This window comes from Sorangium sp. So ce327, assembly GCF_051530205.1.
Taxonomy (GTDB): Bacteria; Myxococcota_A; Polyangia; order Polyangiales; family Polyangiaceae; genus Sorangium; species Sorangium cellulosum_B.
The window spans coordinates 2044773-2069566 of the sequence record NZ_CP150330.1 but is presented as its reverse complement, the minus strand read 5'-3'; the positions used below and the strand labels follow the sequence as shown (position 1 = coordinate 2069566).

Sequence of the window (24794 nt, the reverse complement as noted above, 5' to 3'; positions counted from 1 at the left end):
TCTCCTCAGCGGGCGCCGTCGAGGGCGAGGTTCAGGAGGAGCACGTCCACGTGGGGCTCGCCGAGGAGGCCGAGCAGGCGCCCCTCGGTGTGCCGCGCGACGAGCCGGCGCACCTCGGCCTCGGAGAGGCCGCGCGCTCGCGCCACGCGCCGCACCTGGTACTCCGCCGCCGCGGGGCTGATGTGGGGGTCGAGGCCGCTGCAGGAGGCCGTCACGAGGTCGACCGGCACCGGCGCGGCGCCCTCGGGATCCGCGGCGCGGAGCGCGTCGACCCGGGCCTTGACCGCCTCGGCCAGGGCAGGGTTCGTGGGCCCGAGGTTGCTCCCGGCGGAGGCCTGCCCCGCGTAGGGGACAGGGCTCGTCGCCGAGGGGCGGCCCCAGAAGTAGCGCACGTCGTCGAACGGCTGGCCGAGCAGGCTCGATCCGACCACGCGGCCGCCTTGGAGCACGAGGCTGCCGTTCGCCTGATGGGGGAACGCGGCCTGCGCGATGGCGGTCGAGAGCAGCGGATAGGCGAACCCCGTGAGGCCGGTGAGGACGAGGAGGAGGACGAGGGCGGGTCGCAGGTGCGCGAGCATGGTGTTCTTTCCTTGGGACCTCAGGTGAGGCCGAGGGCGGACAGGAGCAGATCGATCCCTTTGATCCCCACGAACGGCACGACGAGCCCGCCGAGGCCGTAGACGAGCAGGTTCCTGCGGAGCATCCGCTCCGCGCCGACGGACCGGTAGCGGATGCCCCGGAGCGCGAGCGGGATGAGCGCGACGATGACGAGCGCGTTGAAGATCACCGCGGAGAGCACCGCGCTCCGCGGCGTGGCGAGCCCCATCACGTTGAGCCGCCCGAGCGCAGGGTACGTCGAGACGAAGGCCGCCGGGATGATGGCGAAGTACTTGGCGACGTCGTTCGCCAGGCTGAAGGTCGTGAGCGCGCCCCGCGTCATCAGGAGCTGCTTGCCGATCTCGACGATCTCGATGAGCTTGGTCGGGTTCGAGTCGAGGTCCACCATGTTCCCGGCCTCCTTCGCGGCCTGGGTGCCGGTGTTCATGGCGACCGCGACGTCCGCCTGCGCCAGCGCGGGGGCGTCGTTCGTCCCGTCGCCGGTCATGGCGACGAGCCGGCCGCCCGCCTGGTAATCGCGGATCATCTTCAGCTTGGCTTCGGGCGTGGCCTGCGCCAGGAAGTCGTCGACGCCGGCCTCGGCGGCGATGGCGGCGGCGGTGAGCGGGTTGTCGCCCGTGATCATCACCGTCTTGATGCCCATGCGCCGGAGGTCGCCGAAGCGCTCCTTGATGCCGCCCTTCACGATGTCCTTGAGGTGGATGACGCCCAGCATCTCACCCCCCTCGGCGACCACGAGCGGCGTGCCGCCCTTCCGGGCAATGGCCTCGGTCACCGCGCGCACCGCGGCCGGGACCGCTCCGCCCTTCTCCTTGACGTAGGCCTCGATCGCGTCGAAGGCGCCCTTCCGGATCTCGCGCGCGCCGCTGTCGACGCCGCTCATCCGGGTCTGCGCGGTGAAGGGGACGAAGCGGGCGCCCAGGGTCGAGAGATCGCGCTCGCGCAGGCCGTACTTCTCCTTCGCGAGCACGACGACGCTGCGCCCTTCGGGGGTCTCGTCGGCGAGCGACGCGAGCTGCGCGGCGTCGGCGAGCGCCCTGGCCTCGACCCCGTCCGTCGGGATGAGCTCCGTCGCCTGCCGGTTGCCGAGCGTGATCGTGCCGGTCTTGTCGAGCAGCAGCACGTCCACGTCGCCGGCGGCCTCGACCGCGCGGCCCGACATGGCGATGACGTTCGCCTGGATCATGCGGTCCATCCCGGCGATGCCGATGGCCGAGAGCAGCCCGCCGATCGTCGTCGGGATCAGGCACACGAGCAGCGCCGTGAGCACGGTGATGCTGATCGGGGTGCCCTGCCCTGCCGCCCGCACGCTGAAGACCGAGTACGGCAGCAGCGTCACGGTCGCGAGGAGGAAGACGATGGTGAGCGCGGCGAGCAGGATGTCGAGCGCGATCTCGTTCGGCGTCTTCTTCCGCTTCGCCCCTTCGACCATCGAGATCATCCGGTCGAGGAACGCCTCGCCGGGGTTCGCGGAGATGCGGAGGATGAGCCAGTCGGACAGGACGCGCGTCCCGCCTGTGACGGCGCTCCGGTCGCCGCCGCTCTCCCGCACCACCGGGGCGCTCTCGCCGGTGACGGCGCTCTCGTCGACCGACGCGACGCCGACGACGATGTCGCCGTCACCGGGGATGATCGCGCCTGCCTCCACGAGCACGAGGTCTCCCTTCCGGAGGCTCGACGCGGACACGGCGACCCGCTCCGCGTCGCGCTCCGGGCGGGCGAGCTTCACGGCCTCGACGTCGCGCCGCGCCTTGCGGAGCGTGTCGGCCTGCGCCTTGCCGCGCCCCTCGGCCACGGCCTCCGCGAAGTTCGCGAAGAGCACGGTGAACCAGAGCCAGAGGGAGACGACGAGGATGAACCCGGCCGGCTCCTCGCCCTCCCGCTCGTTCAAGAGCGCGTGCACGAACAGGGCCGTGGTGAGCGCGCTCCCGGCGAGGACCACGAGCATCACCGGGTTGCGCACCTGGTGGCGCGGGTCGAGCTTGCGGAACGCCGCGACGATCGCCGGCTTGACGATCGCCGGGTCGAAGAGCGGCCTCGCCGCGGTCTTCTTCCCCTCCACGTCGCGGGATGGGTGGCGCGGCCTCGGCGGCGGCGACAGCTCGGGGGGCGGGGGCGCGGGGGCGCCGGGCTTGGCCCTGGCGACCGCCTGGCCGGTGGTGTGAAGGTTCATGGTCATCGCGTCATCTCCAGGTGCTCGACGACCGGGCCCAGCGCGAGCGCGGGGACGAACGTGAGCGCTCCGACGAGCAGCACGGTGCCCGTCAGGAGCCCGACGAACAGCGGCGTGTGCGTGGGCAGCGTGCCCGGGCCGGCCGGCACGAGCTTCTTCCTCGCGAGCGAGCCCGCCAGCGCGAGCACGGGGACGATCACCGCGTAGCGGCCGACGAGCATCGCGACGCCGATGGCGGTGTTGTAGAAGGGGCTGTTCGCGCCGAGGCCGCCGAAGGCGCTGCCGTTGTTGTTCGCGCCGGACGAGAACGCATAGAGCACCTCGCTGAACCCGTGCGGCCCCGGGTTGAAGACGCCCTTCTGCCCTCCCTCGGTCATCACGGCGATCGCGGTGCCGACGAGGACCGTGATCGCCGGAAAGAGCACGACAAGGGACGCCATCTTCATCTCGAACGCCTCGATCTTCTTGCCCAGGTACTCCGGCGTGCGCCCCACCATCAGGCCGGCCACGAAGACGGCGATGACGACGAACATCAGCATGCCGTAGAGGCCGGAGCCCACCCCGCCGAAGACGACCTCGCCGAGCTGCATGAGCCAGAGGGGCACGAGCCCGCCGAGGGGCGTGAAGGAGTCGTGCATCGCGTTGACGGAGCCGTTCGAGGCCGCCGTGGTGGCTGTCGCCCAGAGGGCGGAGCTCGTGATGCCGAAGCGCGCCTCCTTCCCTTCCATGTTGCCGCCGGCCTGGAGCGCGCTCGCCGCCTGATCGACGCCCAGGGCGGAGAGCGCAGGGTTGCCCGCCTGCTCCGAGGCGACGCATGCGACGAGGAGGACAGCGAAGATGGCCGTCATCGCGGCGAGGACGGCCCAGCCCTGGCGCCTGTCGCCCACCATCCGGCCGAACGTGTGGCACAGCGCCGCGGGGATGAGCAGGATCGCGAGCATCTCGAGGAAGTTCGAGAGGGCCGTGGGGTTCTCGAACGGGTGCGCCGAGTTCACGTTGAAGACCCCACCGCCGTTGGTCCCGAGCTGCTTGATCGCGATCTGCGACGCCGCGGGCCCCATCGGGATCACCTGATGAACGACCGCGTTACCGCCCTGGTCCTTGACGGCCTGGAGCAGCGACGCGCTCTGGTACTCGCCGAAGCCCTGCACGACCCCCTGGGACACGAGGAGGACAGCGAGCAGGAGCGAGAGCGGCAGGAGGATGTAAAGGGTGCTCCGGACGAGATCGACCCAGAAGCTCCCGACGGTATCCGCCGTCTTCCGCGTGATCCCGCGGATCAGCGCGACGAGCACGGCCATTCCGGTCGCGGCGGACACGAAGTTTTGCACGGTGAGCCCGGCCATCTGCGTCAGGTAGCTGAGCGTCGACTCGCCGCCGTACGCCTGCCAGTTCGTGTTGGAGGCGAAGCTCGCTGCGGTGTTGAACGCGAGATCGGGCCGGACGCCGGCCATGCCTTCGGGGTTCAGCGGCAGGACGCCCTGGAGCCGCTGGAGGGCATAGAGGACGAGGAGCCCGGCCAGGTTGAACGCGAGCACCGCGAAGGCGTAGTCCTTCCAGCGCATCTCCTGATCGGGACGCACGCCCGCGGCGCGGTAGACGAGCCGCTCGAGCGGCCCGAGGACGCTGGCCATGAGGCCGCGCTCGCCCTGGTAGACCCGCGCCATGTACGTGCCGAGCGGGACGGAGAGGCCGATGAGGACGGCGAGGTAGAGCGCCAGTTGAAGCGCGCCGATGGCGGTCATGACAGGCGCTCCGGCTTGAGGAGGGCGAAGATCAGGTAAAACAGGAGACCCAGGGCGAGGATGCCCGAGATCCAGGTGAACGCGATCATGGCGCTCAGACCCTTTCACAGAGCTGGATGAGCCCTGCAAACAGCAAAAAACAGGAGACTGTCAGTCCCAGGTAGACCATGTCCATGGCGACCTCATCAGGGGCCATCGGACGCCGCAGGCGCCGCGGCGCCCGCGCCGACCGAGCGGGACAGAACGTAGTCCCGCGCGGATCAAGGGACCGTCAAACCGAGGGGGCCCCTCGTCAAGAAAGTATCAAGACGGCGGGATCCGGCCGCTCGGCCTTCCCCCCGCGCCTGCGAGCGGGTTGACGATCTCTTGACGGTGCCCGACCGCCTCTTGACGGCTTCTTGACGCCGGCGGGCCTGGCTTTGCGCGCGTCATGCAGAACAGGCCACCACTCTTCGTCATCCCCACGTACCGGCTGCGCGACGTGGGCGAGACCATCCAGGACCATGAAAAAGCGTGGCTCTTCGCGATGGTGCCTGCGTAGCGCAACGAGGTTCGGGTGGCGTCGTCGACGGCGCTTCACCATATTCGATGATGTCGTCGTAGCGCACCACCCGGCACGAGTGGTCGCAGGTGAGAGATGCTTGCGTGGCCGCCGCGGCGCGCAGCGTGCGGCTGGAGCAACGGCACAATCTCCGCGCCTCGGCCATTCTGGCAAGCATCGACGGCCTGGAGCCTGCGCACGAACGCAAAAAGAAGGCAGGGGCATGCGACTCGTCACGTTGGCCAATCTCATGAGCACAATTCCTGCAATATGCGCCATGTTTTCCTGCGCGGATGGCGCCGAGCGCAAAGCCAATGGCCTGCGTTCCGAAGACCAGAGTCCATCGCCCGGCGTGGCAGCGCAGCGGCTGGACGGCAACAGGTGGAAGACCATCTACCCGGCCGATTTCAACCGCGACGGCATGGCGGACGCGCTCTGGAACAACGCCGGACAGAACCTGATGGCCGTGTGGCTGATGAACGACAGCCAGCTCCTGGCGCCGGGTCCGAACATCCCCGGACCGATCGGCGACGGGTGGGAGGCGATTTCGGCTGGTGATTTCGACTACGACGGCATGGCGGACGTGTTCTGGTACAACAGCCCACAGAACCTGCTGGCTATCTGGCTGATGAACGGCAGCCAGCTCCTTGCACCGGGGCCGGTCATCCCCGGACCGCTCGGCGACGGGTGGGTGGCCGTGACGAGCGCTGCCGACTTCAACTTCGACGGGATGAGTGACGTGGTCTTGAACAACCCCCGGCAGAACCTGGCGACCGTGTGGCTGATGAACGGCCCCCAGCTTCTCGCGCCGGGTCCGAACATCCCCGGACCGTTCGGAGACGGATGGCTCGCCTCGACAACGGCCGACTTCAACTCCGACGGCATGGCGGACATACTCTGGAACAATGCTGAACAGAACCTGATGGCTGTGTGGCTGATGAACGGCACCGAGCCGCTCGCGCTGGGTCCGAACATCCCCGGACCGTTCGGAGACGGATGGGTCACCATCACGGCGCTCGACGTCAACTTCGACGGCATGGCGGACGTGCTGTGGCATAACGCCGCACAGAACCTGATGGCCGTGTGGCTGATGAACGACAGCCAGCTCCTGGCGCCGGGTCCGAACATCCCTGGACCGATCGGCGACGGGTGGGTGCCCGCGTCGGGCGTCGCCGATTTCAACTTCGATGGCATGGCGGACGTGTTGTGGGGCAATGCCGAACAGGACCTGATGGCCGTGTGGCAGATGAACGGCAGCCAGCTCCTCGCGCCGGGTCGGAACATCCCCGGACCGCTCGAAGGCAACTAGCGCTACCGCGGGAGGTCGGGCCGGGAGGCGAACCGCCATGACGCCAAGGAACCAGGGGAATAGGAGGGAAATGCAGGGACGGCCCTTCCCTCGCCTCCTGGCGGCCTTGGCGCCATGGCGGTTTTTCTGCTGAGCCGGGGCAACTTCCCGCGGTCGTGCCAGGTGCTCTGCGAGGTCACACGAGCAACCGAGCATGTTCCGGTATGGTCCTCGGGATCAGGCAGTCCGGGCGGTGAACGCATCCACCGTGCTTTGCGCCGGACCTGGGCGCGGCGCCACCTGCGCGTCCACGCGGACAATCCCCGCTTCTTGCATCCATGGTCGTTGGAGATGCATTCGATGCACATCGAGCTGGTCGCGCCCCGGATCCAGGGTGCTTGCCGCGTTTGCGCGATGATTTCGGGAGGCCGAGGGAGACCATCGGCCCCTCGGCGCTCTACACGCCGGCTCGGCTCCGTCTCTTCGCTGCTTCGATCACAACCCAGGGGAGTGCACATGTTCGTTCCCGACGTGAAGCTCGTGCTCTGCACCGCGATGCTGCTCGTTCCATCCATCACGTGCGTGAGCCCGCGCGAGGCGTCCGAGGTGCCCGAGCGCGCGGACAGCGCCGTACCAGCCGAGGTCGGCCAGGCCCGGCAGGCTCTGTGTTTCGGTATGACGATCACGAACGTCCTCGTTCTACCGGAGACGTTCCACTGGGAGGATGCCGCGCACCTGCTCCGCGTGGCGGAGGGGTTCGGCCCGAGGACCCTCAGCGTGTCCGTGTCGGCGAGCGTCACGCCGGCGGTGCGCATGGGGATCACCACCACGCCCGCGCCCAGGGTGCCCCCCCCGCCCGCGACGCGCACACGGGCCAGTCGCGCGCCCAACAACCTCTGGCCCTTCCCGGCGCTCGCGGAGGAGGACCCGTTCGGGGTCTTCCAGCCTTTCCCGGGCGCGCCGGGCGGCTTTGGCGCGTTGAGCCCTCAGCCCTCGACGGGAATGCCGGGCAGCGGCGGCGGCTGGAGCTATCAGCCCGCGCCGGGCATGCCGGGCGGCGGCACCTGGGGTCCTCAGCCTTCCTCGGCCACGTCGGGCACGCCGGGCGGCGACACGTCCGCGGGCGCCCAGCCCACACCGGGACCGCTGGACGATTGCGTGCCGTCGGACGACCAGATCACCAGGGCGGTCGGCTTCGACGTGAGCGCGACCGTCGCGCTCGACGCGACCTCGGTCCTGTTCGTGCCCACGGCCGCGCTCGCGCGGGTCTCGGCCTATCCGGTGTACCAGCAATACACCTGGGATATCGTCAGCACCGTCGGCTGGAACTGGGAGACCCATGCAGCAGAGACCGTCGTCGTGGGCTCTGGCATCGCCTACAGGCCGATCGGCATCTATTTCGATACCGACCTCATCTATGATCTGGCCGCGATCGGCGGCGGTCTGATCGACCCGGGCCCGTACGTGGACCCTGGCGGCGGCGCCGGCGGTGCGGGCAACGGCACGACCCCCCCCGGTGACGACGAGGCCAGCGGCGCCGGGACCACCGGCGTCGCGGCCACCGCCGCGGCCGCCGGCGGCACGGGAGCCGGCGCTGGCGGCCCCGGCGATTCGGGAACCGGCTCCGGTGGCCGCGGCGGCGCGGGCGGCGACGGCGCGGGCGGCGCTGGCGCCAACGACGGCGCGGGCGGCGCGGGTGGTCCTTGGATCATCGATCCGTAGACAGCTGGCGGCGCCGGCGCTTCACGTAGGGCGGCCGGCACCGGCGGAGGCTCGCAAAGCAGCCGACCTGGACGATGCGGCGCGCCGCCCAGCGCGCCGCCCCTACCGCGCCGCCCGCGCGATCTCGTCGGCCGCCCGCGCCCTCTCCTCCGCCGCCTTCGCGAGCGGCCCCGTGAGGAGCGCCTGCGCCTCGCGGAAGCGCGCCGCCACGTCGGACCAGTAGCTCGCCTCGGCGCTCTGCGGGGCGGCGATCTGCTTGATGACGGCCGCGTCGTACGCCGCGATGCCCGCGTACGCCGAGGCGGGCTTCGCGCGGGCCACCCAGTCGAGCGCGGCGAGCTCGCCCAGGCCGAGCCCCGCGAGCGGCGCCCGCCGCATCATGAGCGCCGCGTCCTCGGGGCCGTTGCGCAGGCCGAGCGCGACCGCGAGCAGCGCCGTCGCCTCGGCGGGGCGCGGGGTGTCCTTGGGCCACGCCGCGAGCAGCGCGGTCGCCTGATCGAAGTCCACGGCCCGCCAGTAAAGCCGGCCGAGCTCGATCCGCGCCCTCGCGTAGAGGAGCCTCGACTCGGGCGAGAGCTGCGCGGTGCGCAGCGCCGCGCGGTGCTGGAGCGGGACGCCCCGGCCGAGCAGGACGCGCAGGAGCTCGGGCCGCGCCGCCGCCTCGGGCGCGATCAGGCGGCCCGCGTAGTACGTCGGCAGCCGGGCCGCCAGCCGCTCGACGGCCGACGAAGGGGCGGCGCCCGCCGCGAGCGGCGGCAGCTCCAGCGCGTCCAGCGCGTCGACGCGCCGGCCGCCGTAGAGGCGCGAGAGCATCTCGCGCGCGCCGTCGACGCGGGCGTCGCGGAGGACGCCGACCGACGAGAGCTCGCGCAGGCCGACGAGCGCGGCGTCACGGCCGCGCGCCTTCCAGGGATCGAGCAGCTGATCGAGCTCGCCGTAATAGACGTTCGCGAGCTCCGCGTCCTTCCGCATGGCGTCCGGCAGCGGCGCGGACCGGACCGCCTCGACGAGCCGCATGTCGGCCCGCCCGGACTCCACGGCGACGATGCCCTTCGCGTAGAACGGAAGCTCGACGCCGCGCCGCCCGAGATCCTCGATCGCCCGGGCCTGCTCCGTCACCCACGCGAAGAGCGGCCCCTTGGTGAACGCGAGGACGCGCTGGACATCGTAGGGCGGCCGCAGCGTGGGCGGCTCGGTCGCGGTGCGCGCGAGCCGGGCGGAGAGCGTCAGGCCGAGCAGCACCTGGTAGAGGTCGCCCCGGAGCGCGGCGGGCGGCGCTTCGAGGAGCGGCGCGGCGATGGCGTCGCCGCAGGTGATGGGCGCGAGCTCGGCCCGGAGCGCGCGCGCGAGGCCCGCCTCGAGGCCCGCGCACGCCTCGACGCCCGCGAGCCGCGCGTCGCGCTTCGCGGCGTCGTCCTCGGCGAGCGCGGCGTCGACCGCCTCGAGCGCGCCCTGCGCGTCGCCGCAGGGCTGCGCCGGCGCGACAGCGGCGCGCCGCACGAACGCCTCGCAGGCGCGCGGCGCGGCGGGCACGCCGGCCGGCGCCGGGGGGACCAGCGCGGTCTTCGGGTCGAAGGGCGCCGGCTTCAGGATCGGGAGCCACTCGTCCTTGAGCGTACCGTGGACGGCGAAGGCCTCTTCCTCCGGGAGCGGCGCCGGCGGCGGGGTCGCCGGGCGGCCGTCGCCCGGCGAAACCGGCGCGTTCGGCGCGGGCGGAGGCGCCCCGGCGCAGGCCGCGAGGGAGAGCCCGAGCGCGGCGGCGAGGGCGTTGAAGGCGAAGTGCGAGCGAAGGTGGGAGGGCATCACGTCTCCTTGGACACGGGCGGTCCGCAAAGGTTTCGCGGAGCAGCGGCGGGCGTCCATCACAATCCGAGCGGGGGCATCCGTGGAGCGCACCGAGGAGGCGGGCGGGGGGCACAAGGTCACGGTCCGCGGAAGCGGAAGCGCGGGCTCAAGGCGAGGCGGGTCGCGCCGGGGCACGATGGATGCGGGCGAGAACGCCTGCAGCGCCCGAACCACGGTAAGCTCGACGCCCGATGACGAACGCCGGACCTACGATCCCGATCCAGCAGCTGCACGTCGAGAATTTCGGCTGCGTGCGAGACGCCACGGTCGAGCTCGAGCCGCTGACGGTGCTGGTGGGGCCCAACGACTCCGGAAAATCGATGCTGCTCAGGTCGCTCTTGACCTGGGCGGCGGCGAGCCGCTCAACGGATGGCTGGGGAGCCGTCTTCCCCACGCCCGAGGCCATGAACGCACATTCGTTCAACGGAAAAGGGGGGCCGATCCGGATCGGCTCGCGTGGCCTGAGCGGCAATGTCGAGTACAGCTATGATGTCGCGGTCGATGTAGGGCGCTTCGGCGTGCAGGTCCAGGCCGAGCATCTGCGCCTCGGTTCGGCCTGCGCGGAGAGGACCGGGCAAGAACTGACGTTCCGCGCTTCGGCCGACGACCGACCCGATGGACCGCACGGTTGGATGGATCTGGGCGCCCCCCTCCTCAACCGGCGATGGTTCCCTGCTCCGGACGGGGCAATCAAAGAATGGCAGCGATTCTCCGAGATGTTCCAGGCTGCGGAGCCGCTGCTCGCGGTGCTAAGCGCCACTGGCATCTATTCCTTGCGCCCGGAAGCGCTGCATCGCGGTGTACCCCATGCGATCGCGTCCTCGCGCGAGGAGCGGGTTGCGCGCCTGGGAGTCCACGGAGACGGGCTCGCCAACGTGATCGCCGACCTTCTGCTCCGCGGCCGAGACATCCTGGAGCGTATCGAGGATGCGCTCACGAGAGCGATGCCCCAGGTCAAGCGCATCGACATCAAGCAAAGGCGTGCGGACCACGGCGCGGCGCCGGTGAACGAGATCGAGCTCGTTATCCGGTCCGGCACACGGATCCCGAGCCGCTCGGTCTCCCATGGGGTGCTCCTCTATCTCGGATATCTCTATCTGGTGCTCGGCCCGGATCCCGCCCCGTTGCTCCTGGTCGAAGAGCCAGAGACGGGGCTGCACCCCGGCATGCTGCGCAAGCTGGTAGGGCTCTTCCGCGACATGAGCACGGGGGCCCACGGCGGCGCAGCCACGCAGGTCATCCTCACCACGCACTCGCCGATGCTGCTCAACCTGATCGAGCCGCAGGGGATCCGCGTCGTCCAGCGAGGCGACGACGGCGCGACCACGGTCACGCCTTTCATGAAGCCTTCCGGGATCGAGGCGCTGCTCGACTACCAGGGCCCCGGGGAGATCTGGGTCAACGAGGGGGAGGAGTACATCGTCGGGAGCGACGCTCGGCCGTGACCCTGCGGATGGAGCTGTGGGTAGAGGGACCCACCGATGCACGGACAGCGCGCCGCGATGGCCGCCCGGAAGAACGAGAGCCGGCCGAGGGCGGCGCGCTCGTGCCGCTCGTACGCAAGGCGCTGGCACGCGCGCCAGGCATGACCGAAGCTGCGCTCGACGAGGCCCTCCCTGTAGAGAGGATCGTCGCGCACCGCTTGCAAAGCCGTATCCGCGACGAGGTCAAGCTCGATGACGGCGAGCGGCGCCGCAAGCTGAGCATCAAGGGATGGAAGGTGCTCTCGGCGATCCAGAAGTCGCGACGACGGAGCCCCGAGACGCTCATCGTCGCGGTATGGGATCGGGACCGGGAGGACGCGCCGCTGCGCGATCGTGAGACGATCCTCGATGCGCTCCGCGTCCACGGCACGAGCGGGGCTGCCGTCGGGATCTGTGTCGAGGAGCTCGAAGCTTGGCTGCTCGCCGATTCCGGTGCTTTCCGCCGCGCCTTCGGCCGAGGTCCCGCGAGTGGGCTCTCGAGAAGCCCCGAGTCCGAACACGACCCCAAGACGATGCTCGAAGCTGTGCTCTCCAGTTACCCTGGTGTCGAGGACCGAGCCCGTGCATACGGACAGATCGCGAAATCCGTGGATATCGAGGTCCTCATCCGGTGCTGCCCGCGCGGCTTCGGCGCGTTCGTGGATGCGCTCGGAGAGTTCATCGCCCCCGATCTGCGCGCGCGTCGCTGAGCGAGGCGCAACAACGGCGCGCGACGCCCGTGGGTCGCGAAGCCCACGGCGCCGCGACCCTGCTCCCTATCGTGGGCGATGCCTACGACCTCGGCACCGCCTCCCAAACGACGCCGCGGCCAGGTCGCGACTTCCGCGTCACCTCAAACGACGCCGCGACCGAAGCGCAACCCAGCGTGCCAGCGCGTGCCGGCGCGTACCAGCCGCCGTGCGCTCACCTTGACACCGTCTCGGCTCCTCCGGATGCTATGACCCTACAGCACGACGCGCTCCCGAGATCCGTTGAGCGGATCCGCGCGACACGCGATCGAGGAGGCTCGCTCTACGGCACGGGTGCTGTGCGGTGGGCAGCGCCGCGCGACGCTGCAGCGCGGGACGCATCGGCCAAGGAAGTCGCGCAGGAGCGCGGGCCGTCGACGCGGGCGTGGCGGAGCAGGCCGACTGCCGACAGCCCGCGCAGGCCGACGAGCGCGGCGCCACGGCCGCTGGTCCACCAGGGCTCTGGCAGCCGGCCGAGCTCGCCGTGGTAGACGTTGCAGAGCGGCACCTTGGCGAACGCGAGAAGGTGCTGCCCGTCGTTGGGTGGCTCGGTCGCCCGGTGAGCGCGAGCCGGGTGGTGAGCGTGAGGCCGAGCAGCACCCAGCACATGTCGCACCGCAGCGCCGCGAGCGCCGCCTCCGGCAGCGGCGCGGCGATGGCGCCACCGCAGGCGATGGGCGCGAGTTCGGCCCGGAACACGCGCGAGGCCCGCCTCGACGCCCACGCATACATCGACGCCCGCGAGCCGCGCGTCGCGCTTCGCAGCGTCGCCCCCGGCGAGCGCGCCCTCCGCGTCGCGTCGCCGCAGGGTTGTGCGGGCGCGGCGCCAGCGCGTCACGAGAAAGCCTCGCACTCGCTCAGCGCGGCGGGCGCGCCGGCCAGCGCCGGGAGGACCTGCGCGGTCTTCGGGTCGGAAGGTGCCTGCTTCGACAGCCGCGTTCGACGGGCATCGATCGCAGAACGCAAACAGCAAACCTTGTGGTGCGCATCGCACCCACGGCCCTTGACAGCTCCGTCCTCAATGCGATGTCATCGTCTCGAAGGACAACCATGTACACTGCGATGCCTACCGTTCGGGACTGCCTCCATCGAGCCGGCGCGTGGCTGGGCGCTCGCAGGCGACGCATGCGCTGTATGGAGACCGGGCTGATTGTGGGACTCGCGTCCCTGCTCTCGACGTCCTGCTCGTCGACGGCGCCCGATGAGCCCGATGAGCCCGAGAACGCCATCAGAATCGGAGCCCTCCTCCCCTTCTCCGGGGGCGAGTCGGCCATCGGCCGCAACCTCGAGCAAGCCATGTTGCTCGCGGTCCAAGACCTGAACGCCGCGGGCGGGCTCGAAGGGAGGCCGTTCGACATCGTGAGCCGAGACAGCCACTCGACCCAGGACCGCGGGCTCGACCAGCTGCTCTCGCTGATCTACACGGATGATGTCCGTTACCTGGTAGGGCCCGAAGAGAACGAGCTCGCCCGCGACATCGCGATCGAGGTGAAGAAGGAGGACATCCTCCACATGCTGACGGGTTATGCCGCGCCCTCCATCGCGCGCCGTGAGGACGTGGGCGGCAGGATGAGGCTCGCCCCTTCCCCGTTCGGCATCGGCTGCGCGCTCGCGAAACACATCGTCAGCGAGGGTGTCCGCACCGCCAATAGCCTCTCCGCGCGGGACGACTACAACACAGCCGTCAGCACCGAGTTCACGACCCATTTCGCGGCGCTCCAGGGCAGGATCCTCCCCTCGGTGACGTTCAAGCCGGGCGAGACGTACAAGGACAAGATCAGAGCCGCCTTCTACCTGGACGACGAGACGGAGCGGGCGCCGGCCGGCCGCACGCTGCTGGCCGCCTATCCCGCCGCCGCCTCGACCATCGTGACCGAATGGACCGTCCACGGGCGTCCGGGCAGGTGGCTCCTCGGGCCTGCGTTGCACACCGAGGTGTTCCTCGCCAACATCCCTCAAGGCGCGCTCGATGACTCCTACGGGATCTCGCCCTCCCTCAGCCTGCGGAGCGAGTGCACCCCCAAGGACGAAACCGGGGAGAAGCTCGATTGCACGAACTGGAACACCACGGCCTTCACCTATCACTTCTCCCGCCGGTGGAACCGCGAGGTGCCGTTCCCCGCAGCGCACTTCTATTACGACGGCGTCGTCCTCATCGCGATGGGCCTCGTGTACGGCTACGCGACCACCGGGCAGATCATCACGTCCGGACATGAGCTGCGGCAGAAGATCCTCGAGCTCAACGACCCCAAGAACGACGTCGCCTTGTGGTGGGATCTGAACACCGCGATGGCCAGGCTCCGCGCGGGGACCCCGCTCCGCTACATCGGCGCAGCCGCCGAATACGAGTTCGACTCCTACGGGGCGAGCCAGAATCACATCATGCAAACGTGGACCATCGAAGGCGACAAATTCCGCGATCTCGACCCCTTCGACGCCAAGTGTGTGGTCCAGCAATGATCTAGAGCGCTGCAGCTTGTTAGAGCGGTTTTCAGCTGAGCCTAGTACGAGCGTCGCAGAGCGGCGGTCACCCGCACAGGAGACGGGTCCAGATCGGCGTTTTCGGCGCGGAAGCGCACTCCTGTGCGCTGAGCACCGAAAACGTCGAGATGGGCCCGTATCCGAAGCGGGTGACCGCCGCTCAATAGCGGTGTCGTAGCTCGAAGAAGATCTCGCGCGGCGCGAGCGGGTACTCGAAGCCCGAGAAGCCGGGATCCGGGCCGAAGGTGCCGAGGATGTTCTTGGCGCGCACGGCCAGGGTCGTCTCGTGCCCCGGGATGATCCACAGGTTGCGCGCGACCAGGCTGGCGTTCCACCTGAGGTACGTGGGCAGCTCGAACGCGCCGCCGGCCTCCAGGGTGCTCGCCTCCGCGGACTGCCGGGGCCCGACGAGGATCCCTTGCGTCGAGAGCTCCAGCGGCACGGAGCTCGGCGACGGCAGCTTCACATAGGCGCCGGCGCGGGCGATCCAGCGCGGGTACGCGACCATCGACGAGCCGACCAGATCCGCCTGGTACCCCACCTGGCCGGAGTCCCGGGTGGAATGCACGGTCTCGAACGACCCGTAGCCCCCAAAGGCGTCGCCGTGCCGCAGCTCGGCGCGGGTCGCCCAGATCAAGGACTTCTGGCTGGCGATGTTCAGCGCCGTCTTGTTGATGCCCCGCGGAACGAACTCTGCCTTGTCGTTCAAGAGGCTGTACGACACCCCCGTGCTCGCCGAGGCCCAGACAGCAGGCCTCCACGTCAGCTCCGCGTCCACGGTGTGGATGAGCTGAGGCGACAGGCGCTCGTTCCCGATCACGTCGCCCGGCACGAGGGGCTCGGCGAAGAGCAGATACGGGGACGGCGCCTTGAAGGCGCTGCCGTACAGCAGCTTGGCCACGACCGTCTTTCCCAGGTGCGAGGTCGCCCCGAACCGACCGGTCAGCTGATTGCCATACTTGCTGTGGTGATCGTAGCGGAGCCCGCCCGTGACCTTCAGCCACGGATCGAGCACCTTGAGGTTGGCGCTAAGGAGCGCTCCGATGTCGACAAGCTCGGCCGATTGCTGCTCCCGCTCCGGGGAGCCGAAGGACTGCCCCGTTTCCTTGGTGACCCGGCGGAAGGACGGCAGGTCCTCCTTGTCGTAGACGGACTCCAGATTCAATATCAGGTTGAATCGGTCCCACGGCATCCACCGGGCCTCGACGCTCGCGTCCACGCCGCGATACGCCATGCGCCGCTCGATGTAGTACCAGCCGCCGGCGAGGTCGACGCGGTCGTCCGGCAGGACGCCGCCCTGGAAGTACATCCCTTGCACCGCGAACGCGAGCTCCCGGTTCAGCTGGTAAAGCCCGTCGATCGCCACGCGACGCTGCTGGAGGCTGATCACCGTGCCGACACGGTTCCCCTCGTCGTCCGTCCCGCCGGTGAGCTGGGCCCATTGCGCAAAATCCCCGCCGCGCCGGAGGCCTGACCAGTACGCGCTGAGCCTGAGGTGGTGCCCACGCTCGGGATGGCGATACCCGATGCGCGCCCCGACGACCCCCGACAAACGCTCGAGGTTCTGGGCGTCCAGGCGCCCCGCGTTGTAGGGCGGGATGCGGGGAAGCGGGGACTGGGTAGGCATCTCCAGGCCGCTTCGATCGTCGAGCTCCCCCGCGGCCGTCAGCATCATCTCGAAGCGGTCGGTGAACATGCCGCCCACGAGGTCGAAGCGGCCGCGCGGGTGGTCCCTCGTCACGCCGGCTTGCACCGTGCCGTCGACGAAGGGAATGTCCTCCGGATCGAGGGTGATGATGTTGACGACCCCGAGGAACGCATCGGCGCCATAGAGCGCCGACGCCGGACCGCGGACGATCTCGATCTGCTTGATGGCCGACAGCGGGATCAGCTCCGTGCCCAGCCAGTTGCCGCTGGTGGTCCGGAACGCCGCCGATCGACCGTTGATCATCACCTTGATCCCGCCGCTCTCGGCCCCCAGCCCGCCTGTCATCCCCTGCACGCCGGCGTTCGGCAGGATGTGGTCGTCGATGAGATAGAACCCGACGACGTGCTCCAGCACCTCGCCGACGCTCGTGTATCCCCAGCGCTGGATCTCTTCGGCGGTGATCGCCGTCATGATGGCGGGCGCGTCGTCGAGGGTCTCCAGCGTCTTGGTGGCGGTGGACACCTCGACGTCGAGCAGCCTCAAGAGGTCGACGTCCTCGAGCGCGTCGTTCCGGCGCTCACCCCCCACCGCCTTCGGCGCTCCCGGCGCCGTCGCGGTCGTCGGCTGGGCCCATGCGAGACCGGGGATCGAAGCGATCACCAGCGCAACCATCCACCGGGTTTCGAGTGAGGCAAGCATCATGCGGGTTCAGTGGGCTCCAGACATTCGTCCATCGTCGATTCGGCGCGATCGTCACGTCGCCTTGGCGGTCGCGGCGAGCTCCTCCTTCAGGGCAGCGCTCACGGAGTCGAACTCGTCACGTAGCCGCGTGATATCGCCCGCCTGCGGCAGCTCGCCTTGACCTGCGGCGAGCTGCATCTTCTCCGCCAGCTCCGCGACGCGCGCCGCGCCGATCGAGAGCATGCTGCCCTTCAGCTTGTGAGCGTTCGCCTTGATCTCTGCAGCCACGGCGCTCCGGATGACCGCCTCCAGGCCATCGAGCTGCGCCGGCACGTTCTTGAGGACGAGCTCGATCAGCTTCCGCGAGCGCGGGACCTCCGGGTCGAGCACCGGCGCGCGCGCCGCCTCCAGCTCGGGGGCGGAGGGAGACCGCGACGACGGGGGCTCGTCCCGGCTCAGGACCACGTGCCGCCACAGGGTCTTCTGCAAAGATTGAGGGCGTACCGGCTTGGCCAGATAATCGTCCATCCCCGCCGCGAGCACCCGGTCCCGCTCGCCGACGAGCGCGTGCGCCGTCAGCGCGATGATCACCGTGTGTCGATTCCTCGAGCGCTCCCAGGCGCGGATCTCCTGGGTGGCGGTGTACCCGTCCATCACGGGCATCTGGCAATCCATGAGCACGGCGACGTACCGCTTTCGCTTGACGCACTCGAGAGCCTCCTGGCCGTTGCACGCGGTCTCCACGCGCAGACCCAGCTGCTCGACCTGCTCCATCGCCACGTAGCGGTTGATCTCGTTGTCATCGACGACCAGCACGGGGAGCTTGCTCGCGATCTTACCCGGCTCCGCGCCGGGCTTGCTAGGCGGCGGGGTCGAGGCGCCCGTGAGCGCGCTCTGCAGCGTGTTGTACAGCTCGGAGACGCGGAGCGGCTTGGGGAGCTGCGTGACCATGCTGGAGTCCATCCCGCTCAACGTCACGCTCGATCCCATGTGATAGAGCGCCACCACGGGCAACGTCTGCAGCGCCGGGACCGACTGGATCGTCCTGAGGAACTCCTCGAGGCCGAGGTCGTCCATCTGGACACCGACGACGGCGGCGCTGAACGGCCGCTTCTCCAGCACCGCGAGCTCGAGCCGGTTGATCGCGTCCCTGCCGGAGGTCGCGGACTCGGCGTCGAAGCCCCACGCCACCAGGTGCTCCACCACGACGTCGCGCCAGCTCCTGCTGATCTCCACCACGAGCGCGCGGCGCCCGCTCGCCCACTCGGCGGAGCGGATCTGCTCGCCGCCGGCCGTGACGCCGACCCGGATCGTGAACCAGAACCGGCTGCCCTGCCCCGGCGTGCTGTCGAGGCCGACCTCGCCGCCCATGACCTCGACGAGGCGCTTGCTGATCGCGAGCCCGAGGCCCGTGCCGCCGTGCTTGCGGACCAGCGAGCCGTCCACCTGCGAGAAGGCCGCGAAGAGCTTCTTCTGATCGTCGGGCGCGATGCCGGGGCCGGTGTCCACCACGGCGAGCTTGATGAGCGCCGTGGCCTTGTCCTGCTGAGAGATCGAGGCGTCGATCAGCACCTCTCCGCGCTCGGTGAACTTGATCGCGTTGCCGACCAGGTTGGTGAGCACCTGGCGGAACCGGTCGGGATCGCCCACGATGCCCGTGGGGACGCGGCGCTCGACGCGGTACACGAGCTCGAGGCCCTTCTCGTGCGCCTGGCTCGCCATCAGCTCCGCGACCTCCTGGATGACGAGGCGCAGATCGTAGGAGACGTGCTGCGCCACGTACTTGCCGGCCTCGAGCTTCGAGAAGTCGAGCACGTCGTTGATGATCGACATCAACGTGTTGGCGGAGGCGTCGACGGTCTCCACGTAACGCCGCATCTTGCCGTCGAGCGACTGGTTCTGCATGAGCCGGATGACCCCGAGGATCCCGTTCATCGGCGTCCGGATCTCGTGGCTCATGTTGGCGAGGAACTCGCTCTTCATCCGCGACGCCTCGAGCGCCTGCTCGGTCTTCACGCGCAGCTCCTCGAACGCCTGCTCGTTCGCCTCGACCATGCTGTTGAAGGCCGATCCGAGCAGCTCGAGCTCATCGCCGCTCGTGATCTGCACGCGCTCCCACTTCTTCCGATCCACGATGGGCGATTCGGTCGGCGGTGCGCTCGAGCGGAGCCCGGTGGCGATGGCCCCCGCCGCCGTGCGCAGCGCGAGCAGCGGCTCGGTGATGTGGACGGCGACCCGCTTGACGAGGAAATAGCTGGCCGCCCCGCTGCCGAGGATCAGCGCCACGATCAGGCCGAGCGTGGTCACGAGCCGGTTCGCGGCGAGGTCCCGGGCCTGGACCATGCGCTCGGCGACGCTCCTCGTGCTGACGCCGTAGATCACGCTCCCGGCGTGGGCCCCCTCCGAGATGACCGGGGCCGCGACCTCGAGGACGTCCTCTCCGCCCAGGGGGTTCTGCCGCCGCCGCAGCACGAGCCGGGACTGGTGCGCGGTGCTGATCCCGAGCGACTCCAGGTCCGCCGCTGTGTAGTTCGGCGCCGCCGGGCCGGGCGCGTCCTTCGAGGCGGGCGCCCGGGCCAGGCCGCTCGCCGCCCAGACCCGGTTCTCCGCGTCGAAGAACACCCCGTAGGCGATGTCGTTGTTCTCCGAGACGGTCTGGTGAATGAGCGCCTTGACATCCCCGAAGAGGTTGTCAGCCACCAGGCTGCGCAGGGCCAGCGCCTGGTTGAAGCCGAGCAGGCGCGCCTTCTCTTCCAGGCCGCTCAGGAGCTCCTGCTCACGCTTGGCCTGGACCGCGCGATCCGTCGAATAGATGAGCGCGCCGCTCGCGAGCAGCGTGGTGCCCCCGAGCAGCAGCAGCGCGCCCAGGATCAGGCGAAGCAGCTTGATGCGGAGCGAGCCGTGGGTGTTCGGGGTTGCCATGCACTCTACTTTGGACGCCTCATCGAGGGCGGCGGGTTAGAGGAGGACGACGCCGCAGAAGACCCCGCAGACGAAGGCGGCGGCGGGCTGGTCTTCCCGGCGCGCGCGGCCACCGCGCGCTCGACCGCCGGCGCCAGCGCCACGTGCAGCTTCGCCTTCGAGACGATGCCGTCGGCGCCGACCTTCTCGCCGATCGCGCTCAGCTTGTCGATATCACAGCTGGAGACGAGGACGATACCCAGGTTCGAGAGCTGCGCGTTGTCCCGGAGCAGCTTCGCCAGCTTGTCGCCGTTGATGGTCGGCATGTTGATGTCGAGCGCGACCACGGAGATCTTGTCTCGCTTGATGACCGCCGTCGCGCCGATGGGCGTGGCGAGCTCGACCACATCGAAGCCGGCCCTGACCAGGACGGCGCGCATCGCCTCGCGAGCGATCTCGTCGTCATCGATCACGAGCACCCGGATCATGACGGCGCGCTCCAGGGGCGGCAGCACCGCGCGCGACGCTCTCCACGCGACGAGCAGATGGCGGGCGAGCCCGGGATCTCGATGGTTCGAGCTGGCCCGTCGCATCGTGACCATGTGCCCGGTTGGAAAGGTAATCGCACGGCGCCTCCATTCCCCCCGATACGCGCTCACCTACCGATGAGAAAGTCAACCTGGCCGAACTCACTGGAATTCAGCCCGAAGCGCCGTGCGAGCCTGACGTCGACCAGGCGTTTCACCGAGATGGGCAGGCGGACGCCCGACGACCGGAGCTTCCAGTCGGCGTCCGCGAGCTCGTAAAGCACATCCGCCGCTTGCACCGCGAGCGCCTGGGTGTCGGGGATGGCAGCGAACGTCCCGAACTCCGCGTGCTCGTTCACGAGCGAACGGACGGCCACGACCACCGGCGCGCCGAGCCGGTCCACGTAGGGCAGCCAGACGTTGGTCAAGAACCTCGGGCTCAGGAGGCCATTGTCGTTCGGCAGCCAGATCGCGTCGACCTTCGCCCGCTGGAGGTTCACCAGCGCGGCGCGGAGGTCCTGCACCCGTGGCTTGTTCGAGAGCTCTTCCTTGACGAAGGTCAGCTTCTCGACGTGCATGAGCGATTCTTGTCGCGCGATGTGATCCGCGAAGCCCTGGCGGTAGACGACGCCGACCCGATGAGCGTCGAGGCCCAGCGTGCGCAGGCCCACCATGGCCGTGACCGCCGGCACCTCGTAGGAGATGGCGACCGAGTTGGGGACGGTGCGCTGGAGCTCCTCGGCGAAGGACGCCATCAGGATCAGCGCGACCGGCGGGGTCGGGACGGTGCGCGCCCACTCGCGATACAGGAGCACGGTCGAGTTGTTGACAAGCACCACTGCCTGCGGGCGATCGCGGGCGACGATCTGCGCCACGAGATCGGGGCTCGACGCCTCGCCGCGCAGCAGCGAGATGATGACGCGGTGTTCCCCGGACAGCTCGACGCGGAGCGATTTCAGCATGTCGTCGAGCTGCGGATCCGAGGGGGCGATGACGGAGATGACCGGCCTCGCGTCCGGAGGCGGCGGCGTGAGCGTCGGCGCCGGGTCGCTGGCCACGGGTGTGGCTGGGCCCGACGAGCAGCTCAGGGACAGCACGAGCCCCGCGAGGGCGGAGGCCCGCAGCAGCGAGCGCCGAGAGAGGGGACGCGTCGACCTTACTTCCATTCGTCAACCCCCAGATCGGCCAGCACGTGTTTCGGAAGCCTCCGGATCGCGCCCTCCAGCGTCTGGCGCTCGCCCAGGAACGTGACCGCCACCAGCCCGACCTTCGCCGTCGAGAGGCTAAGGATCGTGAACGTCATCTTGCTCCTCGACTCGAAGTCAGAACGAAATCGCTCGGGGAGGAGGACCGCATCAGCCGTCTGGAACTGGAGCAGCTGCAAAAGATCTTCGATCTTCGTGACGCGCTGGACCTCAGGCGCGGTGCTCACACCCAGCAGCCCGGCCACGAACTTAGGGAGCGATTTCCGTTCGACCAGATCGACGATCCCGTATCTGAGACCGGAGAGCATCTCCTTGGTCAACGCCCTCGTCGAGACCAGGAGGTACTGCTCCGCGTCGCTCCCCGCCTTCATGCCCTGGATGTCGGCGGTCCGATTGAGCGAAGCCAGGACCGGCTTTGGCGAGAGGGCCGCGTCGGGCGGCGTCGACTCGAGCGCGGCTTTGAAATCGCTCAACTTTCCGAACACGGTGACATCGACGCCGGGCATCGACTCCTCGATCTTCTGCTCGAGGGCCCGAGCGCGGAGCGGTGTCACCGCATACACATAGAGCGTGGCCACGGGCCCAGCCGTGATAGGCGGGCTGAGCAGCAGAAGACAGCACCCGATGAGCAGAGCCGCCGCGAGCAGGGCCGCCGGCGCGCGCGTCGATCGGAGCCCCCGGCGAAGCGGAACTCCGGTCCTGTCGGGCCAAGCGCGCTCGGCGAGGGTCCTGAGGAGTGAGCGAAATCCCCCGTGCCGAACCGGAGGAGCCGCGCGGTTATTTCGTGGCCCCCACGATGATGCCCAGCGGGTTGCGATTCGCGCCCGACACGCGAGGTGCCCCACGGCCCGCTCGACCGCTGACCGCCGTGCCCCCGTGGAGCGCCTGCAGCTCGTTTCCACCAGGCTCATGCCCTCCCGGTCATCATGGGTAGGGAGCGTAGCCGATGGTTAACCCTCTTTGTCAAGCGCCCCCGCGGAGGCGCCCCCGCGGTCCCACGGAGCTTGGCGAAATGGGGACGCCGGAGAGGGTGACGACACCCGACGGCCGCTCCCCCAGCAGCCGGCCAGCACGACCACGCCGGCGCTGCCGAGCACGCCAAACACGAAGGCGAGCGCTTGACATGCTCCTCACGCACCTCGGTCTCAGGGCTCGATCTCGAGTCCCAGGAGCGGCATGCCCCCCGCACAGCGTAAGCAAGAGATGGCGCCTCCGAGAGACCAGCAGATGGCGTCCCGGATTCGCGCGACACATCCTGCCTTGTCGACCTACATGGTGAGCGATGGTGCATCGTGATACTCGGTAATTTTACCTTGTCATGCACAACAGCGGATCCATGGGTGCGCGTTCGCTCCCTGCCACCGAGCTCGAAAGCTCGCGCATCGCGCTCGATCTACGTACCGCCTGCTTACCGCTGGCGCTCTATCGCTGGCGCTCTACTTGGTGGCGCTCTGCCGCTGGCGCTCTCCTGCTGTCGCTTGCCGCTGCCGCAGGACGATCGTGGCGCCCAGCTCTCCGGTGCGGCGTCCCGCCAACAATCGCCCCGACAATGGGATTGTAGTCCATCGGGTCGCCACACAGCAACCCTCGCGAACCGCGAACGCAGGGTCGGGGTATCGCGGCTCACGGCGGGTGGCGCGCCACAGAGGCGCTGGCGCCGACCGCCGCGCAGTCGTGAGGCAGGGCCCCCTTGCGACCCGGCGTATTTGCGAGGAACTCTCTTGACCTGGGGAACGAAGGTTCCACTCGAAGGGCGCTCAGCCAGCGGACGGGCACACCGCTGCCCGCCGCTGCCCGGAGCGCCGGGCGAGCGGAGCGGCTCGCCCGGCGAGGCGGCGCGCCGCGCTCCGGCGCGCCGTTCGTCTCAGTACCACTCGCTGCCGAGGCCCAGCGTGAAGGTGAATGTCGTCCCCTCTGGCAGGAACACCGGGTGGAGATCCGCGCTGATGGCGAAGCCGCTCCGGCGCGCGCCGCTCCCGGCGAGGCCGCCGAGGATCAGCGCGCCCCGCGCGTGAGCGCCAGGGTACCAGGCCGCCGTGCTCTCACAGCCGGCGCTCGGGAGCGGGATGCCGCCCTCCGGGACCTCCGCGCCGCAGGTCGCGACGGCCACGTAATCCATGGACGGTCCCGCGCCGAGATCGAGGAAGTGGAACAGCGTGAAGCCCGCGAGCACCGAGTTGTAGTCGATGAACCCCGCCTCGAATCCAGCGCTGTTCTCGGTGCTCTCGGGGGTGAGCGTCACCATCGGTGTGTTCTGGTAGTATATCCCGAAATAGTGGTTGACCTGGACACCGAGCCGGCCCGAGAGCGCGAAGACGGCCCCCGCGCCCGTGGGTGACTCGATGATCCCGCCGCCGAGCGTCGTACCGAAACGAAAGCGCATCCCGTCCTTCTCGTCGTCCTCGGGCTCCTTCGGTTGCTCCTCGGGAGCGGGCGGAACCGGCGCGGGCGGCTCCGGAGCGGGCGTGGCCGCGGCCGGCGCGGCCCGCGGCGCGGGCGGCGGTGCAGGCGCTGGCGCGGACCGCGGCGCGGGCGCGGGCGGCGGTGCAGGCGCTGGCGCGGACCGCGGCGCGGGCGCAGGCCGCGGCGCAGGCGGCACCGGCGTGGGAGATGGCGGCGGGAACGGCATGGGAGCGGGCGCAGGCGCAGGCGCGGGCTGCACCGGAATCGGCGCTGGCGCGGGTGCGGGCGCAGGTGCGGGCTGCACCGGTGTCGGCGCGGGCGCCGGCTGCACGGGTGTCGGCGCGGGCGCCGGCTGCACGGGTGTCGGCGCGGGCGCCGGCTGCACGGGTGTCGGCGCGGGCGCCGGCTGCGCCGGTGTCGGCGCGGGTGCCGGCTGCGCCGGTGTCGGCGCGGGTGCCGGCTGCACCGGTGTCGGCGCGGGCGCGGGCGCGGGCGCGGGCGCGGGCGCAGGCTGCACCGGTGTCGGCGCAGGAGATGGCGGGGGTGCTGGCTGCGCGGAGGCAGACGGGAGCGGCTCTGGAGGAGGAGGCGGCGGGAGGGGAGCGTCGCCCTGGGTCAAGGCCGTCGCCGAGACCGCCAGTGGAACGGTGAGCGCCGCGAGCGCGGCAAGCCAGCGAGGGGGTGTCATCCGGTCTTCCTCGATGCGCTCCTCGCGGCCGTCAAGCGCGCGGAGGTGCGCGCTGTCGGTCGCGGTGCGCCGCAGCGGATGATCCGCCCGCGAGCCGTAAAGCGCCAGCCCATCGA

General features: G+C 69.9%; 16 protein-coding genes and 1 pseudogene. 6 read left to right on the top strand and 11 right to left on the bottom strand.

Annotation, left to right across the window (positions count from 1 at the left end):
* Nucleotides 1-5: 5 nt before the first annotated feature.
* Genes kdpC through kdpF form a run of 4 tightly spaced genes read right to left on the bottom strand, consistent with a single transcriptional unit; the run spans nt 6 to nt 4625 of the window.
* Nucleotides 6-578, bottom strand: a complete 573-nt coding sequence (gene kdpC, locus WME95_RS07765) for a potassium-transporting ATPase subunit KdpC (RefSeq protein WP_437907775.1) — start codon at nt 576-578, stop codon at nt 6-8.
* Between the two features lie 20 nt (nt 579-598).
* Entirely contained in the window at nt 599-2797 is a 2199-nt protein-coding gene (gene kdpB, locus WME95_RS07760; RefSeq protein ID WP_437907774.1) for a potassium-transporting ATPase subunit KdpB, read from the bottom strand.
* Nucleotides 2794-4536, bottom strand: a complete 1743-nt coding sequence (kdpA, locus tag WME95_RS07755; RefSeq protein WP_437907773.1) for a potassium-transporting ATPase subunit KdpA — start codon at nt 4534-4536, stop codon at nt 2794-2796. The genes kdpB and kdpA overlap by 4 nt, the downstream gene beginning before the upstream one ends.
* Nucleotides 4533-4625 carry a K(+)-transporting ATPase subunit F gene (gene kdpF / locus WME95_RS07750; protein WP_437907772.1) on the bottom strand — a complete coding sequence of 31 codons (93 nt, stop codon included), beginning with the start codon at nt 4623-4625 and terminating at the stop codon, nt 4533-4535. Before kdpF ends, kdpA begins: the two co-directional genes overlap by 4 nt.
* A 675-nt stretch (nt 4626-5300) precedes the next feature.
* On the opposite strand from kdpF, the gene WME95_RS07745 reads away from it, so the two are divergent.
* On the top strand, nt 5301-6386 hold the full coding sequence (locus WME95_RS07745; protein ID WP_437907771.1) for an FG-GAP repeat domain-containing protein: 1086 nt from the start codon (nt 5301-5303) through the stop codon (nt 6384-6386).
* A gap of 495 nt (nt 6387-6881) precedes the next feature.
* Entirely contained in the window at nt 6882-8087 is a 1206-nt protein-coding gene (locus WME95_RS07740) for a hypothetical protein (protein ID WP_437907770.1), read from the top strand.
* Between the two features lie 102 nt (nt 8088-8189).
* On the opposite strand, the gene WME95_RS07735 is transcribed toward WME95_RS07740, so the two are convergent.
* Complete coding sequence (locus WME95_RS07735; RefSeq protein ID WP_437907769.1) at nt 8190-9890, bottom strand: hypothetical protein; 1701 nt, start codon at nt 9888-9890, stop codon at nt 8190-8192.
* A gap of 233 nt (nt 9891-10123) precedes the next feature.
* Between WME95_RS07735 and WME95_RS07730 the strand changes: the two are divergent.
* The 4 genes and pseudogenes from WME95_RS07730 to WME95_RS07715 form a co-directional block, all read left to right on the top strand.
* Nucleotides 10124-10261 (top strand): annotated as a pseudogene (locus WME95_RS07730) (AAA family ATPase); the annotation flags it as partial.
* A gap of 9 nt (nt 10262-10270) precedes the next feature.
* Nucleotides 10271-11377 (top strand): AAA family ATPase, encoded by a 1107-nt coding sequence (locus WME95_RS07725; RefSeq protein WP_437910962.1) that lies wholly within the window; start codon nt 10271-10273, stop codon nt 11375-11377.
* Entirely contained in the window at nt 11374-12105 is a 732-nt protein-coding gene (locus WME95_RS07720; RefSeq protein ID WP_437907768.1) for a DUF4276 family protein, read from the top strand. The genes WME95_RS07725 and WME95_RS07720 overlap by 4 nt, the downstream gene beginning before the upstream one ends.
* 1191 nt (nt 12106-13296) lie before the next feature.
* On the top strand, nt 13297-14604 hold the full coding sequence (locus tag WME95_RS07715) for an ABC transporter substrate-binding protein (RefSeq protein WP_437907767.1): 1308 nt from the start codon (nt 13297-13299) through the stop codon (nt 14602-14604).
* Nucleotides 14605-14785: 181 nt separating this feature from the next.
* Here WME95_RS07715 and WME95_RS07710 read toward each other — a convergent pair whose 3' ends face one another.
* From WME95_RS07710 to WME95_RS07685, 6 genes are all read right to left on the bottom strand, one after another.
* Nucleotides 14786-16933, bottom strand: a complete 2148-nt coding sequence (locus tag WME95_RS07710; protein WP_437907766.1) for a TonB-dependent receptor plug domain-containing protein — start codon at nt 16931-16933, stop codon at nt 14786-14788.
* Between the two features lie 93 nt (nt 16934-17026).
* Nucleotides 17027-19876, bottom strand: coding sequence for a response regulator (locus tag WME95_RS07705; protein WP_437907765.1), 2850 nt, complete (start codon nt 19874-19876; stop codon nt 17027-17029).
* A gap of 5 nt (nt 19877-19881) precedes the next feature.
* Entirely contained in the window at nt 19882-20448 is a 567-nt protein-coding gene (locus tag WME95_RS07700) for a response regulator (RefSeq protein ID WP_437907764.1), read from the bottom strand.
* A gap of 62 nt (nt 20449-20510) precedes the next feature.
* Nucleotides 20511-21440, bottom strand: a complete 930-nt coding sequence (locus WME95_RS07695) for a hypothetical protein (RefSeq protein WP_437907763.1) — start codon at nt 21438-21440, stop codon at nt 20511-20513.
* Nucleotides 21441-21538: 98 nt separating this feature from the next.
* Complete coding sequence (locus tag WME95_RS07690) at nt 21539-22165, bottom strand: hypothetical protein (protein ID WP_437550540.1); 627 nt, start codon at nt 22163-22165, stop codon at nt 21539-21541.
* A 1286-nt stretch (nt 22166-23451) separates the two neighbouring features.
* Entirely contained in the window at nt 23452-23970 is a 519-nt protein-coding gene (locus tag WME95_RS07685; protein WP_437907762.1) for a hypothetical protein, read from the bottom strand.
* Nucleotides 23971-24794 lie beyond the last annotated feature (824 nt).